Raw genomic sequence first — 16,043 nt, forward strand, 5'->3', positions numbered from 1 at the left:
GGCCAGGTATTGTTCAAATAATGAAAAGAATTCTTTTGCTATCCAGTACGTTGCTGTTCAGCGGCTGGGTGATAGCCGGGAGCACCAGCGGCCAAATAGGTGTCAGCCTGACGATTGTTGCTAAATGCAGTGTTAACAACAGCGGCAGCGCGCCTCAGGTTGATTGCGGTAATGAGGCTGCCTTTCAGCCCAAAGTGAGCCGCAGCAAGCAGGTGGAAAACCAGGGAGAAAACGAATTGATCACCGTGGAATGGTAGCCACAAAAAAACCCGCAAACCGATCAGGCTGGCGGGCTTTATGTTTATGGCAAAAGCGGGATCAGATACTGAACGAAGAACCACAGCCGCAGGTGGTTTTAGCATTAGGGTTAGTCACCACAAAGCGTGAACCTTCCAGCCCTTCGGTGTAATCCACCGCACCACCAACCAGATATTGCAGGCTCATCGGATCAACCACCAGCGAGACACCTTGCTTCTCAATGGTCATATCCCCTTCGTTGATCTTGTCGTCAAAAGTGAAGCCGTACTGGAATCCACTGCAGCCGCCACCGGTAATGTAAACCCGTAACTTCAGGTTTGGATTGTCTTCATCAGCAATCAGGAACTTCACCTTGCTTGCTGCTGCCTCGGTAAACTGCAGGGGCAGTGCTGTTTCATCACTCATACTCTTTACTCCCAACATTGTTCTGCGTCAGATTACCACAGTGGTATACCCAAAATCATTCAAGATGCTTCGAGGCGGCAAGCGAGAAAATCCCCCGGAGCATAGGGTGCACGAGCCTCGCTAACAAACCAGCAGTTTGAAGGATATCGGGCATAACTTGACTCATGTTGCTGATTATCTAATACCTGAGTGTTGCGTTCAAGTATTCACCGCATTTGTTGCATCTTCCTTACCTGTTTTCTCTGCCTGCTGTTGCTGCTGTTTTTCTAATGAGCGGGCCAGCAGTGCGGAATACAATGGCTTACCGCCCATAAACTGCGCCACGAGTGTTGCCCCCAGACAGGTGATAATCATCGGCAATATCAGCTGATAGTTGTCGGTCATTTCCAGAACCAGCACGATCCCCGTTAACGGCGCACGCACGGTAGCGGCAAACAGCGCCCCCATTCCGGCAATGGCAAACGTGCCCGCCTCAATGCTGTACTGCGGGAACATATGGTCACAGGCAAGGCCATAAGCGGTGCCAAGCAGCGTTCCCAGGGCCAGCATAGGCGCAAAAATACCGCCCGGCGCTCCGGAACCAAAACACAGCAAAGTGGTAGCCACACGGGCAATAAAAATAAACAGCAACATCCCCACGGTATAATTGCCGGTAGCGGCAATCGGGATCAGGGCAAAACCCCCGCCCGCCGCCTCTGGCTGGATCAGGCCAAGGATCCCGCAGGCTCCGCCTAACAGGCCGCCAATCAGCAGGATTTTACGCAGGCTACCACCATGAATACGGGCAAACATATCCTGAGTGCGGAACACCAAAGCATTGAACATCACGCCAACCGCGCCAAAAACCGCGCCCAGCAACAGGTAGAGCCACAAGGTATTCAGCGGTGCCGTAGCAAGCTTGCCCACCTCAATCAACGAATGCTCACCATTGAAGATACGAAAGACAATGCTCGACATGATCACGCCGATAAACACCGCCTTGATGGAAATCAGGTTGTAGCGAAACTGCGGACGCATCTCTTCGATGATAAACAAGATCCCCGCCAGCGGCGCGTTAAACGCGGCGGAAAGGCCGGCAGCAGCGCCGGTGGCCAGCATGGAATGGCGCGCCTCGGCACTGCGCATACGGAAAATATCCAGCACCATTCGCCCGACATTGGCCCCCATTTGCACCGTTGGCCCCTCGCGCCCCAACACCATCCCAGCACCCAATGTGCCCATACCACCGACAAATTTTACCGGGATCACCCGCCACCAACGTACCGGGCGCAACTCCTCCAGCGCTCCTTCAATCTCCGGGATCCCGGAGCCACTGGCCTCGGGCGCAAAACGCCGGACCAGGTAATATCCCACAGCCGCCAGTAAGGCCGAGAAAAGAAACGCCAGCGGCCACACCAGGAACACATCATTGGCGACAAAGCCTAAACTTGAAAGCCGCAGTTGCTGGACCCAATCCACCGCTTTTTCAAAGGCAACCCCCAGCAACCCCGCCAACGTCCCCACCACCGCCGCCATGATAAGGATGGCGACAGGCGTTTTATCCTGGCGAATAAGATGTCGGAATTTATCTCTATGCCTTAAACGCAGGCCCGGAACCTTTCGCTGTAATTCAGTCATAATGTTTTATTCATTATCAAAGTGAAAAGTAATACAAATAGCGCTTGCTCATTCTAGCTCAGTCATTTCCCTCTCGCCCCCCTTAAATAGGTATCTAGCGGTGATCGTTTCATCTCTCCTGTATCTCCTCTAGAATAGCGCGGTCAAATCATTCAAATGCAAACCCAGGAGCCGGTTTATGAGCTTACACAGTAAGTCCGAAAGTCTGTACGCCCAGGCGCAACAGCTGATCCCAGGTGGAGTTAACTCCCCAGTGCGTGCATTCACCGGTGTAGGCGGCACACCTCTGTTTATCGATCGTGCCGACGGTGCCTACCTTTTTGATGCCGACGGTAAAGCCTATATTGATTATGTCGGCTCCTGGGGTCCAATGGTGCTGGGCCATAACCATCCGGCGATCCGCAATGCGGTGATCGAAGCGGTACAACGAGGCTTGAGCTTCGGCGCGCCCACCGAGATGGAAGTCAAAATGGCGGAATTGGTCACCAATCTGGTGCCGACGATGGATATGGTCCGCATGGTAAACTCAGGGACCGAAGCAACCATGAGCGCCATTCGCCTGGCCCGTGGTTTCACCAACCGTGACAAAATCATCAAGTTTGAAGGCTGCTACCATGGCCATGCCGACTGCCTGTTGGTTAAAGCCGGTTCTGGTGCGCTGACGCTGGGCCAGCCAAACTCACCGGGCGTGCCAGCAGACTTTGCCAAACATACGCTGACCTGCACCTTTAACGATCTCGATTCCGTACGCACCGCTTTCGAGCAGTATCCCTCCGAAATTGCCTGTATCATCGTTGAGCCTGTCGCTGGCAATATGAACTGTATCCCACCGCTGCCAGAGTTCCTGCCGGGCCTGCGCGCCCTGTGCGACAAGTATGGCGCACTGCTGATCATTGATGAGGTGATGACAGGTTTCCGCGTCGCGCTGGCTGGTGCTCAATCTTATTACGACGTGGTGCCAGACCTGACCTGCCTGGGCAAAATTATCGGTGGCGGTATGCCTGTGGGTGCCTTTGGTGGGCGCCGTGATGTCATGGCTGCGCTGGCTCCTACCGGGCCGGTGTATCAGGCGGGGACTCTTTCTGGTAACCCGATTGCGATGGCAGCTGGTTTTGCCTGTCTGACCGAAGTTTCACAGGTGGGTATTCACCAGACATTGACCGAACTGACCAACAAACTGGCCGAAGGCCTGTTGGCCGCGGCAAAAGAGGAAAACATCCCCTTGGTCGTCAACCATGTGGGCGGTATGTTCGGCCTGTTCTTTACCGATGCAGCAGCCGTTACCTGCTATCAGGACGTCATGCAATGTGATGTCGAGCGCTTCAAGCACTTCTTCCATCTGATGCTGGATGAGGGAGTTTATCTGGCCCCGTCTGCGTTCGAAGCCGGGTTTATGTCTGTCGCACACAGCGATGAAGATATTCAGCGCACCATTGACGCCGCGCGCCGCTGCTTCGCCAAACTGTGATCACTTCGCGGGCGCCTCAGCGCCCGCTTTTATCCTCAGAGCAAGGTACCGTAGATCGTCAACAACGCGACCACCACCAAAATAATCACCGTCACCTTGCGGGCTAACGAGACCGCCGCTCGGGGCGTCTGTACCGGATCCTTATGCGGTTCACGGGCCAGAGAGAACTGCGCCAAACGCGTCAGCACCTGATACTGCGGAGTATGAAGGTCGCCCAGCGATGCAAACCACGCAGGCAAAGCCCTTTCACCGTGGCCAAGCAGCGCATAGGCTACGCCAGCCAGACGAACCGGGATCCAGTCCAGCCAGTGCAGCAGAAAATCGATCCCTGCCTGAGAACGTTCCAGCGGGGAATTATGCCGTGCCAACCAGGTTTGATAAGCCCGCAGAAAAGCATAACCCGCCAAGGCCAGTGGCCCATAAGGCCCACACACCGTAAACCAGAACATCGGAGCCAGGTAGTAACGGTAGTTAATCCACAACAGGGCATTTTGCAGTTCGCGCAGGCGTTCTTCTTCGCTGCACTCCACCGGCAGGCCGTGGATCAATGCCAGTTCTTCTGCCATCTGATCGCTGGCATGGGTATCGCCCTGCCGCGCGGCCTTCAGATAGGCACGATAATGCATACGCTTGATACCAGCCCCCACGCAAAGCAGGCCGATCACAATCCATAACAACAGCACAACCACGCCGAAGAACAGGCCCTGCGCCAGCCACAGGATGCCCCATACTACGGCCATCCAGGACAGGGTCATCGCCAACGTCTGCAGCAGCGAAAATCGATGGAGGCGCTGAAACACCACTTCCAGACGGTGGTCCAATTGCCAGTGCTCACCCAGTTTAAACAGACGTTCCCACGCCAGAACCAGTAATAGCGTAAACAGCGTCATCAGCTAATCCTCTCCCTTTATCTCTTCCTCAGCATAGTGCTTGCGGTGGTACTTGCTCCAGCAACAGAGTAGCATGATCGTTTATGATCCTTCTGCCCATTTCGGAGTTTTGTATGCCGACACGTCGCTACAGTGCCGATAACCGCCGTACCGCACTTCTTGAACGAATTGAAAGTGATATTCCCGCCACTGTTGCCCAGGCTCTGAGCGAAGATCTGGGTGGTACCGTGGATGCCGAGCGCGATATCACCGCGCAATTGTTACCCGCAGATAAACAGGCTGAAGCCACGGTGATCACCCGCGAGCCAGGTATTTTCTGTGGCCGCCGCTGGATGGATGAGGTGTTTATTCAACTGGGTGAGCAGATAAAAATAGAGTGGCTGGTAGAAGATGGCGACAAATTGGTACCCAACCAGCCTTTGTGCCGCCTGTATGGCCCGGCGCGGATCCTGCTCACCGGTGAACGAACCGCGTTGAACTTTGTGCAAACGCTTTCCGGTGTTGCCACTGCCGTCAACCGCTATGTGGAGCTGCTGCAAGGAACGCAAACCCGCCTGCTGGATACGCGTAAAACGCTACCAGGCCTGCGTACCGCGTTGAAGTATGCCGTGCTTTGCGGTGGGGGCAGCAACCATCGGCTGGGCCTCTCAGACGCTTTCCTGATCAAGGAAAACCACATCATCGCTTCCGGTTCGATTAAAAATGCGGTAGAGAAAGCTTTCCAGCTGCACGCCGACGTGCCAGTCGAAGTTGAAGTAGAATCCCTGGATGAGCTGCAGCAGGCCCTGGATGCGGGTGCCGATATCGTGATGCTGGACAACTTCAGCGTTGCAATGATGCGCGATGCCGTCGCCCTGGCTCAGGGACGTACCCAGTTGGAAGTCTCCGGTAACGTCACCGACCAGACGCTGCGCGAATTCGCCGAAACCGGGGTGGACTATATCTCGGTAGGGGCATTGACCAAACACGTTACCGCGCTCGATCTCTCAATGCGTTTTAAATAACCCCTTTATATCAGCAACGCCTCTGCATAAAGAGGCGTTGTTCCTTTCTGAGTTGTGAAGCTCTGCGCATTTTTTCTCAACGCCGCGTAACGCCGCCACATTGTGCTGAAAAGGCCGCGCACAATAGCTATTGGCCATTCGCCACCCGTGCCATTGCATCTTAACGTTGCCTCCTGATTGTTACGCAGGAGACTACAGATGGAAACACAACGCGGTTTTACCCTGATCGAACTTATGGTGGTGATAGCCATTATCGCCATACTGAGCGCCATTGGCATTCCAGCCTATCAACGCTATATCCAGAAAGCGGCCATGACCGATATGTTGCAGGCCCTGGTGCCTTACAAAATGGCAGTCGAGCTCTGCGCACTGGATAGCGGTGGCACTGCTGGGTGCAACGCTGGCAGCCAGGGCATACCCGCCGGGGAGGCATCACGTTATGTGAGCGGTATTCAGGTCAAGCAAGGGGCAATCAGCCTGGTCGGTACGCAAAGCCTACAAGGGTTGACGGTCACGCTGGCTCCCGTTTCGGCCTCTACCGGCTCCCTGCGTTGGACACGCCTGTGCAGCAGCGAGAACAGTAATCTGCTGGAAACCTGCCAGGAAGTATTCCGCTTTGACAACGTGGCCAAATAAGGAGCGGAGCAATGGAAATCAACCAGGAAACCCACGCGCTGTGCCAGCGCTATCAGGCATTGGCACTAAGTGAAGACTCACAACGCCTCACCATAGCCCTGCATGGTGAGCTCCCTTCTGCACTACTTACTGCACTGCGCTTTGCCACCGGTAAAAATATCGAAGTGGAGCAGTGGCCCCTCGCACGGTTGGAACTGGCACAAAACAGATGGCAACCCGTTCCCTCTACGCCACAGTTGGAGATCGCAGAAGATCACCCTCCCTCACTTAACGACGACAGCGACACCCCTGCGATACAGTTTATTAATCAGACGCTGCGCAGTGCCATACAGCGGCGAGCCTCTGACGTCCATTTCGAACCTTACCAACAGACGTTCCGCGTCAGGCTGAGGATCGATGGCGTTTTGCAGGCGATCGCTTCACCCCCTTGCCACTGGCCGCCCGGATCACCGCCAGGTTGAAGATCATGGGGCAACTGGATATTGCTGAACGCCGCCTCCCCCAAGATGGTCAGCTTGGGGTGCAACTGGACAACGCCAGCTTTTCAATACGCATTTCTACCTTGCCGACGCTACATGGCGAAAAAGTGGTGCTGAGGATCCTGCAGACAGAGCGCCAGGAGTTACCGCTCGACCAGCTTGGCATGAGCCAGCAAGATCTTGGGTTCTATGCCAATGCCCTTGCCAACCCCCAAGGTATGATCCTGGTGACCGGCCCGACCGGCAGCGGCAAAACCGTCACACTGTACAGCGGCCTGAGCCAGTTGAACGATGCACAAAGCAACCTGTGCAGCGTAGAGGATCCGATTGAAATCCCGGTTTTTGGCATTAATCAGACACAGATCAACAACAAAACCGATCTCGGTTTCACCCGCGTATTGCGTGCGCTGCTACGGCAAGATCCAGATGTCATCATGATTGGCGAGATCCGCGATGCTGAAACGGCTGAGATCGCAGTAAAAGCCGCACAAACCGGGCACCTGGTGCTCTCCACGTTACATACCAACTCAACCAGTGAAACCCTGACACGTCTGACTCAAATGGGTATTCCGGGCTATCTGCTGGCCGCCTGCCTCAAACTGGTGATTGCCCAACGTCTGGTTCGGCGTCTATGCCCCCACTGTCGCTATCCGCAGACTGAAGCGCTGCACTTCCCGGTGGCTATCTGGCCCGAACCATTAATGCCCTGGCGTGCAACTGGCTGTGAGCAATGTTTTGGCGGTTATTACGGCCGTATCGGCATCTACGAACTGATGAATATCACGCCCGGAGTGCAAAACGCCCTGATACAAAACGCTTCGGTGACGCAATTGGCCGATATCGCACAACAGCAGGGGCAAGTGACGCTGCTGCAAGCAGGATTGGCGCTGGCGGCCCAGGGAGTCACCTCTCTGGAAGAGATTTACCGTGTTGTCGGCAGGGTCAGCCAGGATGAGCAGGTGCCATGAAAGTTCGCCGCCTGTATCTTTGGCAAGCCATCGACCATCACGGGGCGATACGCCACGGCGAACTGCTGGCCGAAGAGAAAAACCAGGTATATCTGCATTTGCTTGAGCAGGGTCTGCAACCTTACCAGGTTGGCGCAGGGAAGCAGATCGCGGCGCGGCAATGGCGTGGTGAAGCGATGATCCAATTCACCCGGCAGTTGGCAACCTTGTTACAGGCCGGGTTGCCGTTGGTGAACAGCCTGCGGCTGCTGGCCCAAGAGCACCAATCGGCGGCCTGGCGCTGCCTGTTGAAGGAAATGGGTGAGAGCGTAGCGAAAGGCCAACCTTTTTCCGAAGTGATTGCCGAACAACAAAGGGTATTTCCTTTGGTTTATCGCCAACTGATCGCCATCGGCGAATTGACGGGGAACCTGGATAGCTGTTGCCTGCAATTGGCACAGCAGCAAGAGGCGCAGCAGAAGTTGCAGAAAAAAGTCATGAAGGCCTTGCGCTACCCGCTGTTTATCTGCCTGGTCGCCATTCTGGTCAGTATCCTGATGCTGGTTATGGTATTACCAGAATTTGCCAAGGTGTATCAGTCCTTCGAAGCCCCTTTGCCCTGGTTTACCCAAGGGTTGCTGACGCTCTCAGATATCCTTATTGCCACCGGGCCTTATCTGCTGCTTATCCTGGCTGGGTTAACCGGGGTTTATCTGCGTTGGCTGCACCCGTTGCCGGATTGGCAACAGCGGGAACAGGCCATATTGCTGCGCCTCCCACTGATTTCATTATTAGTGAAGGGGAATTGTCTGAGCCAGATATTTCGCATTCTGACAATGACACAACAGGCTGGGCTCACGCTGGTAGAAGGGCTGAATGCCGCAATGCTGTCAGTCAGCAATATTTTTTATCGCCAAGCGCTGGCAACCATTGAACAGCAGCTCATGCAAGGCCATCCTTTCCACAGTGCGCTGGCTCAGCAACGATTGTTCCCTTCCCTGTGCCAACAGTTGGCGCGGGTGGGCGAAGAGTCGGGCACGCTGGATATCCTGTTAGGCAAGATGGCACTGTGGCATGAACAACAAACGCATGAACTTGCCGACACGCTGGCGCAAACGCTGGAGCCGATATTGATGCTGGTGGTGGGTGTAATTGTCGGTACTTTGGTTATCGCCATGTATCTGCCGATATTCCAACTGGGAAACGTGCTGGGGTGATGAGAAACAATAAACCCGGCGTTAACCGGGTTCTCTACCCGTCGTCTTTCAAGCTGCAGCGTTGTTACCGGTACTCGCTCACCCCAGTCACTGACTTAAGTAAGCTCCGGGGGATTAACCAGCCTGGCGCCCAGCTGCAACTTGAAATCCATAAGGTATATTTAGAGGGTTCTCACTTCCCGGCGGTTATTTGCTGCCGAAAACACGGTTTTCCTGCTCCGCAACGCGGATAAAGGTAGTACGTTTGGTCAGCTCTTTCAAACGCTCTGCCCCCACATAAGTGCAGGCAGAACGCAGGCCGCCAAGAATATCACGCACGGTAAACTCAACTTCACCACGCAGTGGCAGCTTGACGGTTTTACCTTCGGCCGCACGGTAGCCAGCTACCCCACCCACATGGCGTTTCATGGCAGATTCTGAACTCATACCGTAGAACAGCATGAATTTTTCGCCGTTCTCTTCCACCACGGTACCTTCGCATTCATCGTGCCCGGCCAGCATACCGCCCAGCATCACAAAGTCTGCGCCGCCACCGAAAGCTTTAGCCACATCACCCGGAACAGAGCAACCACCATCACTGACAATCTGCCCGCCCAGGCCATGCGCCGCATCAGCACATTCGATAACCGCTGAAAGCTGTGGATAGCCCACACCAGTTTTCACGCGGGTGGTGCACACAGAACCAGGGCCGATCCCCACTTTAACAATGTCGGCACCAGACAGAACCAGCTCTTCTACCATTTCGCCAGTCACCACGTTACCCGCACAGATCACATGACTCGGGCAAGCTTCACGGGCTCTCTGCAGGAAAGCAACAAAGTGTTCGGAGTAGCCGTTTGCCACATCGATACAGATAAATTTCAGAGATGAAGAAAGCGCCAGGATCTGCTTCATCTTGACGAAGTCGGCGTCAGAAGTGCCGGTAGATACCATCACATGGCGCAAAGTGGATTCTGGTACGCGCTGAACAAACTCGGCCCACTGCTCAACAGTGTAGTGTTTATGAACGGCAGTGATAATTTCGAAAGAAGCCAGGGCCTCAGCCATGCGGAAGGTACCCACCGTGTCCATATTAGCGGCAATAATCGGCACACCGGACCAGTTCCAACCTGAATGTTTGAAAGTAAACTGGCGTGCCAGTTCCACTTCCGAGCGGCTTTTCAATGTGGAACGCTTTGGGCGGATCAACACATCTTTAAAACCCAACTTCAAACCTTCTTCAATACGCATGACAAATGATTTCCTGGTTTTTGGCGACGGATCGCAGGGGAATATTCGAACCTATACCTAAAGCCTCTCAAGCTACGGCTTGGAAAACGATGAGTAGAGTAATGCCAGTTCCAGTGATGCTATCATACGCACTAATAATCGCTCGGCAAGACTGCGATTTCGCCTTTATTTACGCTACAATCCCACAAATTTACCTGCGGTAATGGAATGTGATTTCTGCCTCATTTTCCCCGCACCCGTGCCACATCAAACAGCTGAAATCATCGAGACCCAAGTAAGTCACTCGCACTGGCTTGCACTTCTGCGCGATCGCTTTATGATTCGTTTATTATTTTTTGGTGAATTTCAGGACCCTCTCCTCACATGGCCTACATTGTTGCATTGACAGGTGGTATAGGCAGCGGCAAGTCTACCGTTGCCGATGCCTTTGCACGCTTAGGTGTAAGTATCGTTGATGCTGATGTGATTGCCCGCCAGATTGTTGAGCCCGGCACTCCTGCGCTGGCGGCCATTGCGGCACATTTTGGTAATGAAATGTTGCTGGCAGATGGCTCGCTCAATCGCCCGGCCCTACGCCAGCGGATCTTCAGTACTCCTGAGGAAAAGCGCTGGCTGAACCAATTAATGCACCCGCTGATCCACCAGGAAACACAGCGCCAGTTGGCGAAAGCCCGTAGCCCTTATGCGCTATGGGTGGTACCGTTGCTAGTGGAAAATAATCTCCAGGATCGGGCGGATCGTGTTTTAGTGGTTGATGTCGACAGCGCAACGCAGTTGGCAAGAACCATGGCCCGCGATGGCATCAGCCACCAGCAGGCCCTAAATATCCTGTCTGCACAGGCTACGCGTGAACAGCGCCTGGCTATTGCGGACGACGTAATTGACAATAACGGCACAGCGCAGGGGATTACCCCTTATGTTGCCGCTCTGCATCGCCGCTATCTTGAGCTGGCAGCATCAGCGACCCGACAGGATTAAACTGAATGAGTGACGCCTCCACAACCGTTCTCTTTGAACACCCGTTGAATGAAAAAATGCGCACCTGGCTGCGAATCGAATTTCTACTGCAGCAACTTCATGGTCAAAGAGCCTTGAGCGAAACGGCTATCGCCCTGACTTTTTCCGTACCGTCGCAGATTTGCTGGATGTATTAGATCGTGGTGAAGTCCGTACTGAATTACTGAAAGAGCTGGAACGCCAACAACAGAAATTACTGCAATGGGCCGATATGCCCGGTGTGGATATGTCAGTGATCCATCAGTTGCGTAGCCAGTTAAAAGCAGGCGCATCGTCATTAATGTCAGCCCCGCGTATGGGCCAGGCGCTGCGCGAAGATCGCTTGATCGGCCTGGTGCGCCAGCGTCTGAGCATTCCAGGCGGCTGCTGCAGTTTTGATTTACCTACTTTGCATATGTGGATGCACGTTGCACAACATGAACGCGATGCTGACGTTGCCGCCTGGCTGCAAACGCTTGAGCCGTTGCATCAGGCATTAACCCTGGTGCTGAATTTGGTGCGCCAGGCAGGGCAGTTCCGCATTCAGACCAGCCTTAACGGCTTTTTCCAGGACAATGCTGAAGGTGCTGAACTGTTACGCTTGCGTATCGCTTTGTCTTATCAACTTTACCCGCAGATTTCCGGCCACAAAACGCGTTATGCCATCCGTTTCCTGCCGTTGGACAGTGAAAACGGCCTGGTGCCAGAACGTTTGAATTTTGAATTGGCCTGCTGCTGACAGAGAGAAATAAACCTTTTATACCTGTGAGTTTCCTGTTGCAGCCAGGCAACCGGGGATAATCGAAGGGAGGAAAAAATGACTATGACGACCGTAGTAAAATGCCCAACCTGTGGCAAAGGCGTGGTCTGGGGAGAAGTCAGCCCTTATCGCCCGTTCTGCTGCAAACGCTGCCAGTTGATCGATCTTGGTGAATGGGCTGATGAAGAGAAACGTATTCCAAGCAGCGGCGATCTGTCGGAATCCGAAGATTGGAGTGAGAACGACGAGCGTTAATCGTCGCTCGACCTGAAATGGCCTGGTGCTCATCACCAGGCCAAAAAATCATTGTGCGGCATCGGCCTGTGCTACCAACAGTTTGATAATACTGACATTGGCCTCAGGGAACTCTTCCTCACGCAAATCTGCCTGCTTCACCCAGCGCATCGGCTGGCCTTCCCGGCCATAAGGCTCGCCAGTCCATACCTCTACCAAATAAAAATTCAGCGTCACAATCCGATCGGTGAATCGGTGTTCCAGCACCTCCAGCAATTGCGCCTGATGAGCGTTAATCCCGGTTTCTTCCAGTAATTCGCGGCTTAATGCCTGCTCTGGCGTTTCACCCTGCTCGATCTTGCCGCCAGGAAACTCCCAAAAGCCGGCCATGTGCGAATCGGCAGCACGGCGAGTGATGAAGATTTCCTGCTGCGGGTTGCGGATAATACCTACGGCGATATTCAGATGCTTCACCCTATCCTCCAGATCTTTGCCCCTAAAAAAGGGGCTCAGCATGCTGAGCCCCTACGTTTAATCATTCACTGCAGCCCGGCTTACTTTTGCAGGCGGCCGTGGCACTGCTTGTATTTCTTGCCAGAACCACATGGGCAAGGATCGTTACGGCCCACTTTACGCTCGGCCACAGCCGGTGCGTTTGGATCGGTGACAGCCAATGAGTTCTCTTCCTGATGGCTCAGTTGCTGCTGGCGTGCCAGACGCTCGGCTTCTTCACGGCGCTGTTGCTCCAGCGCTTCAACTTCTTCCGGCATCCGCACCTGAACCTTGCTCAGCACGCTGATCACTTCATATTTCAGCGATTCCAGCATGGAAGCAAACATCTTGAAGGACTCGCGCTTGTATTCCTGTTTCGGATCCTTTTGCGCATAACCACGCAGGTGGATACCTTGACGCAGGTAATCCATTGCCGCCAGGTGCTCTTTCCACAGGGAATCCAGCGTCTGCAGCATCACGCCTTTCTCGAAGTTGCGCATCATTTCAGCGCCAACAACTTCTTCCTTGCGTAAGTAAGCTTCCTGGGCTTTCTCCAAAATACGCTCACGCAGGGTTTCTTCGTGCAGTTGTGGTTCTTTATCCAGCCACTCGGCGATCGGCATATCCAGATCAAAATCGTTTTTCAGGCGTTCTTCCAAGCCCTGTACATCCCACATTTCTTCCAGCGACTGTGGCGGGATGTAACTGTCGAGGGTAGTTTTGAATACGTCCTCGCGGATGCTGGCAATGGTTTCGCTCACGTCAGACACATCCAGCAATTCGTTACGCTGGCTGTAGATCGCACGGCGCTGGTCGTTCGCCACGTCATCGTATTCCAGCAATTGCTTACGAATATCGAAGTTACGGCTTTCTACCTTACGCTGTGCGTTGGCGATGGCTTTAGTCACCCATGGGTGTTCAATCGCTTCGCCATCTTTCATGCCCAGTTTGCGCATCATGCCAGAGACACGATCCGAGGCGAAAATACGCATCAGCGCATCTTCCATAGACAGGTAGAAGCGAGAAGAACCGGCATCGCCCTGACGACCGGAACGACCACGCAGCTGGTTGTCGATACGGCGTGATTCGTGACGCTCGGTACCGATAATGTGCAAACCACCGGCAGCCAAAACGGCATCATGGCGAATTTTCCAGGCATCTTTAATCGCGGTAATCTGCTCTTCCGTAGGCTCTTCAAGCTGAGCCAATTCGCTCTGCCAACTGCCACCCAATACGATGTCGGTACCACGGCCTGCCATGTTGGTGGCGATGGTTACTGCACTGGTCTGGCCAGCATTTGCCACGATGTCGGCTTCCATGGCGTGGAATTTGGCGTTCAGAACCTTGTGCTCGATGCCCGCTTTGGTCAGCTCCTGGGAAACCACTTCTGATTTCTCGATCGAGATGGTGCCCACCAACACCGGTTGGCCATTGGCGGTACGCTCGCGAATATCTTCAATGATCGCGGCGATCTTCTCTTTTTCGGTCATGTAAACCAGATCCGGCATATCTTTACGGATCATTGGGCGGTTGGTCGGCACGACGATGGTATCAAGCTTGTAAATAGAGCTGAATTCGAAAGCTTCGGTGTCCGCAGTACCGGTCATACCGGCCAGTTTTTCGTATAAACGGAAGTAGTTCTGGAAGGTGATCGAAGCCAAGGTCTGGTTTTCGTTCTGGATTTCCACGCCTTCTTTGGCTTCCACCGCCTGATGCAGGCCATCGGACCAACGGCGGCCCTGCATGGTACGGCCAGTGTGTTCATCAACGATGATGACTTCACCATCTTTGACAATGTAGTCAACGTCACGGGTGAACAATACATGGGCGCGCAGTGCGGCAGTCACGTGGTGCATCAGCATAATGTTGGTCGGTGAATACAGCGACTCACCATCATCCATTATGCCAGCTTCCATCAGCAGCTCTTCGATCAGGATCAGACCACGCTCGGTCAGGTGAACCTGACGCGCTTTTTCATCAACCGAGAAGTGCCCTTCCCCCTGGAAGGTTTCCGAATCTTCTTTTTCCTGGCGGATCAGTTTAGGGATCAGCTTGTTAACCTTGATATACATCTCTGAACTGTCTTCGGCCGGGCCAGAGATGATCAGCGGCGTACGCGCTTCATCGATCAGAATGGAGTCAACCTCATCCACCAACGCATAGTGCAGTTTACGCTGTACGCGTTCTTCTGGGCTGAACGCCATGTTGTCACGCAGATAGTCAAAACCGTATTCGTTGTTGGTGCCGTAGGTGATATCTGCCGCATAGGCTTCACGCTTGGCCGGAGCTGGCATGCCCGGTAGGTTGATACCTACGGTCAAGCCCAGGAACTCGAACAGCGGGCGGTTGTTTTCGGCGTCACGTTGGGCCAGATAGTCGTTGACGGTAACTACGTGTACACCACGGCCACTCAAGGCGTTCAGATAGGCTGGCAGGGTTGCGGTCAGTGTTTTACCTTCACCGGTACGCATCTCGGCGATACAGCGGTCGTTCAGTACCATACCACCCAGCAACTGCACATCAAAGTGACGCATGCCAAACACACGCTTACTGGCTTCACGCACTACGGCAAATGCTTCTGGGATCAGGTTTTCCAACACTTCGCCCTTTTTCAGGCGCTCACGGAATTCATCAGTCTTGGCCTGCAATTCGGTATCAGACAGTTTCTCCATGTCTGGTTCCATACGGTTGATTACTTCAACCGCTTTGCGCATACGGCGCAGGGTACGATCGTTACTGCTGCCAAAAACTTTGGTCAATAATTTGATTAGCATGATTCTTAATATCTCTTACGCGACGGCATCACATCTGCCGTCAACAAGCTGTTGTTTCATTTGGTTTTTATTACCCGATGGGGCAAAAATCAGCTGAGGGCATCAGGCCCGGCGCGAATCCCCTGCACCTGAGCAAGCCAAAGCCCGGGCTGATGCTGCGCCAAAGAAGGAATGATAGGAAGGTGTGTGTCACGAATGATAGTCGGCGGTTTCGGCTCGTGCGTCAGTAGCGCATTGAGCGTGGAGAGCAACGCCAACTGAGCTACCTGTAACGGGGGCTCAACTGCAATGGTTTCCGCTTCTTGCGTCCGGGCATAAACTGCCTGTGGTGCAAGAGCAAAAGAGAGGTGACGGATAACGGTTCGAAGCGCATGCTGGTGCCAGTAATCCCCGCTGAACGTTGGCCGGCGGTGCACTTCTTGCAGCAATGCCAGGCTGTTGAAAGCGTTGCTGGCTGAATTCTGACGGTTAAGGCTGGACGAAGTGCTCGGCAATGCGGTTTGATCGGAGGTGCCGGACAGATTTTGCGGTACGCCAAGCGTGGCCGCTACCATCCCCAACAGGAGATGAGGCCAAAAATAACGTCTGCCAAATTGTCGCCAACGATTTAGAATACCGATCACGAGTTTATTATCC

Annotated in this window: 14 protein-coding genes and 2 pseudogenes; 9 read left to right on the forward strand and 7 right to left on the reverse strand. The window is 53.9% G+C overall.

All coding sequences use genetic code 11. The features are described from left to right. The first annotated feature begins 20 nt into the window (after positions 1–20). Positions 21–257 carry a hypothetical protein gene (locus tag ACQ86O_RS00690; protein WP_431223735.1) on the forward strand — a complete coding sequence of 79 codons (237 nt, stop codon included), beginning with the start codon at positions 21–23 and terminating at the stop codon, positions 255–257. A gap of 61 nt (positions 258–318) precedes the next feature. On the opposite strand, the gene erpA is transcribed toward ACQ86O_RS00690, so the two are convergent. Beyond that, positions 319–663, reverse strand: a complete 345-nt coding sequence (gene erpA, locus ACQ86O_RS00695) for an iron-sulfur cluster insertion protein ErpA (RefSeq protein ID WP_431223736.1) — start codon at positions 661–663, stop codon at positions 319–321. Positions 664–861: 198 nt separating this feature from the next. After that, positions 862–2,280: a H(+)/Cl(-) exchange transporter ClcA gene (clcA, locus tag ACQ86O_RS00700; protein ID WP_431223737.1), complete on the reverse strand. Its 1,419-nt coding sequence runs from the start codon at positions 2,278–2,280 to the stop codon at positions 862–864. A 178-nt stretch (positions 2,281–2,458) separates the two neighbouring features. Between clcA and hemL the strand changes: the two genes are divergently transcribed. Further along, entirely contained in the window at positions 2,459–3,748 is a 1,290-nt protein-coding gene (gene hemL / locus ACQ86O_RS00705; RefSeq protein WP_431223738.1) for a glutamate-1-semialdehyde 2,1-aminomutase, read from the forward strand. A 35-nt stretch (positions 3,749–3,783) separates the two neighbouring features. Here hemL and ampE read toward each other — a convergent pair whose 3' ends face one another. Further along, on the reverse strand, positions 3,784–4,638 hold the full coding sequence (gene ampE / locus ACQ86O_RS00710) for a beta-lactamase regulator AmpE (RefSeq protein ID WP_431223739.1): 855 nt from the start codon (positions 4,636–4,638) through the stop codon (positions 3,784–3,786). Positions 4,639–4,751: 113 nt separating this feature from the next. On the opposite strand from ampE, the gene nadC reads away from it, so the two are divergent. The 4 genes and pseudogenes from nadC (at position 4,752) to hofC (ending at position 8,921) form a co-directional block, all read left to right on the forward strand. After that, complete coding sequence (nadC, locus tag ACQ86O_RS00715) at positions 4,752–5,642, forward strand: carboxylating nicotinate-nucleotide diphosphorylase (RefSeq protein ID WP_431223740.1); 891 nt, start codon at positions 4,752–4,754, stop codon at positions 5,640–5,642. A 198-nt stretch (positions 5,643–5,840) separates the two neighbouring features. After that, positions 5,841–6,278: a prepilin peptidase-dependent pilin gene (gene ppdD, locus ACQ86O_RS00720; protein WP_431223741.1), complete on the forward strand. Its 438-nt coding sequence runs from the start codon at positions 5,841–5,843 to the stop codon at positions 6,276–6,278. An 11-nt stretch (positions 6,279–6,289) separates the two neighbouring features. Continuing rightward, positions 6,290–7,725: pseudogene (gene gspE, locus ACQ86O_RS00725) on the forward strand (type II secretion system protein GspE). After that, positions 7,722–8,921 (forward strand): protein transport protein HofC, encoded by a 1,200-nt coding sequence (gene hofC, locus ACQ86O_RS00730; RefSeq protein ID WP_431223742.1) that lies wholly within the window; start codon positions 7,722–7,724, stop codon positions 8,919–8,921. Before gspE ends, hofC begins: the two are co-directional and overlap by 4 nt. Before the next feature lie 186 nt (positions 8,922–9,107). On the opposite strand, the gene ACQ86O_RS00735 is transcribed toward hofC, so the two are convergent. Then, positions 9,108–10,151, reverse strand: a complete 1,044-nt coding sequence (locus ACQ86O_RS00735) for a GMP reductase (protein ID WP_431223743.1) — start codon at positions 10,149–10,151, stop codon at positions 9,108–9,110. 363 nt (positions 10,152–10,514) lie between these two features. Between ACQ86O_RS00735 and coaE the strand changes: the two genes are divergently transcribed. The 3 genes and pseudogenes from coaE to yacG all read left to right on the forward strand — a co-directional run bounded on the left by coaE (position 10,515) and on the right by yacG (position 12,162). Further along, positions 10,515–11,129, forward strand: a complete 615-nt coding sequence (coaE, locus tag ACQ86O_RS00740; protein ID WP_431223744.1) for a dephospho-CoA kinase — start codon at positions 10,515–10,517, stop codon at positions 11,127–11,129. A gap of 5 nt (positions 11,130–11,134) precedes the next feature. Further along, positions 11,135–11,886, forward strand: a pseudogene (gene zapD / locus ACQ86O_RS00745) (cell division protein ZapD). Between the two features lie 84 nt (positions 11,887–11,970). Further along, positions 11,971–12,162, forward strand: a complete 192-nt coding sequence (gene yacG, locus ACQ86O_RS00750; protein WP_431225618.1) for a DNA gyrase inhibitor YacG — start codon at positions 11,971–11,973, stop codon at positions 12,160–12,162. A 48-nt stretch (positions 12,163–12,210) separates the two neighbouring features. Here yacG and mutT read toward each other — a convergent pair whose 3' ends face one another. The 3 genes from mutT to secM form a co-directional block, all read right to left on the reverse strand. Next, positions 12,211–12,615, reverse strand: a complete 405-nt coding sequence (gene mutT / locus ACQ86O_RS00755) for an 8-oxo-dGTP diphosphatase MutT (protein ID WP_431223745.1) — start codon at positions 12,613–12,615, stop codon at positions 12,211–12,213. 80 nt (positions 12,616–12,695) lie between these two features. Beyond that, positions 12,696–15,407, reverse strand: a complete 2,712-nt coding sequence (gene secA, locus ACQ86O_RS00760) for a preprotein translocase subunit SecA (protein ID WP_431223746.1) — start codon at positions 15,405–15,407, stop codon at positions 12,696–12,698. 89 nt (positions 15,408–15,496) lie between these two features. Continuing rightward, positions 15,497–16,030, reverse strand: a complete 534-nt coding sequence (gene secM, locus ACQ86O_RS00765) for a secA translation cis-regulator SecM (protein WP_431223747.1) — start codon at positions 16,028–16,030, stop codon at positions 15,497–15,499. Between the last annotated feature and the right edge of the window lie 13 nt (positions 16,031–16,043).

Source organism: Serratia sp. L9, assembly GCF_050632285.1.
Classification (GTDB): domain Bacteria; phylum Pseudomonadota; class Gammaproteobacteria; order Enterobacterales; family Enterobacteriaceae; genus Chania.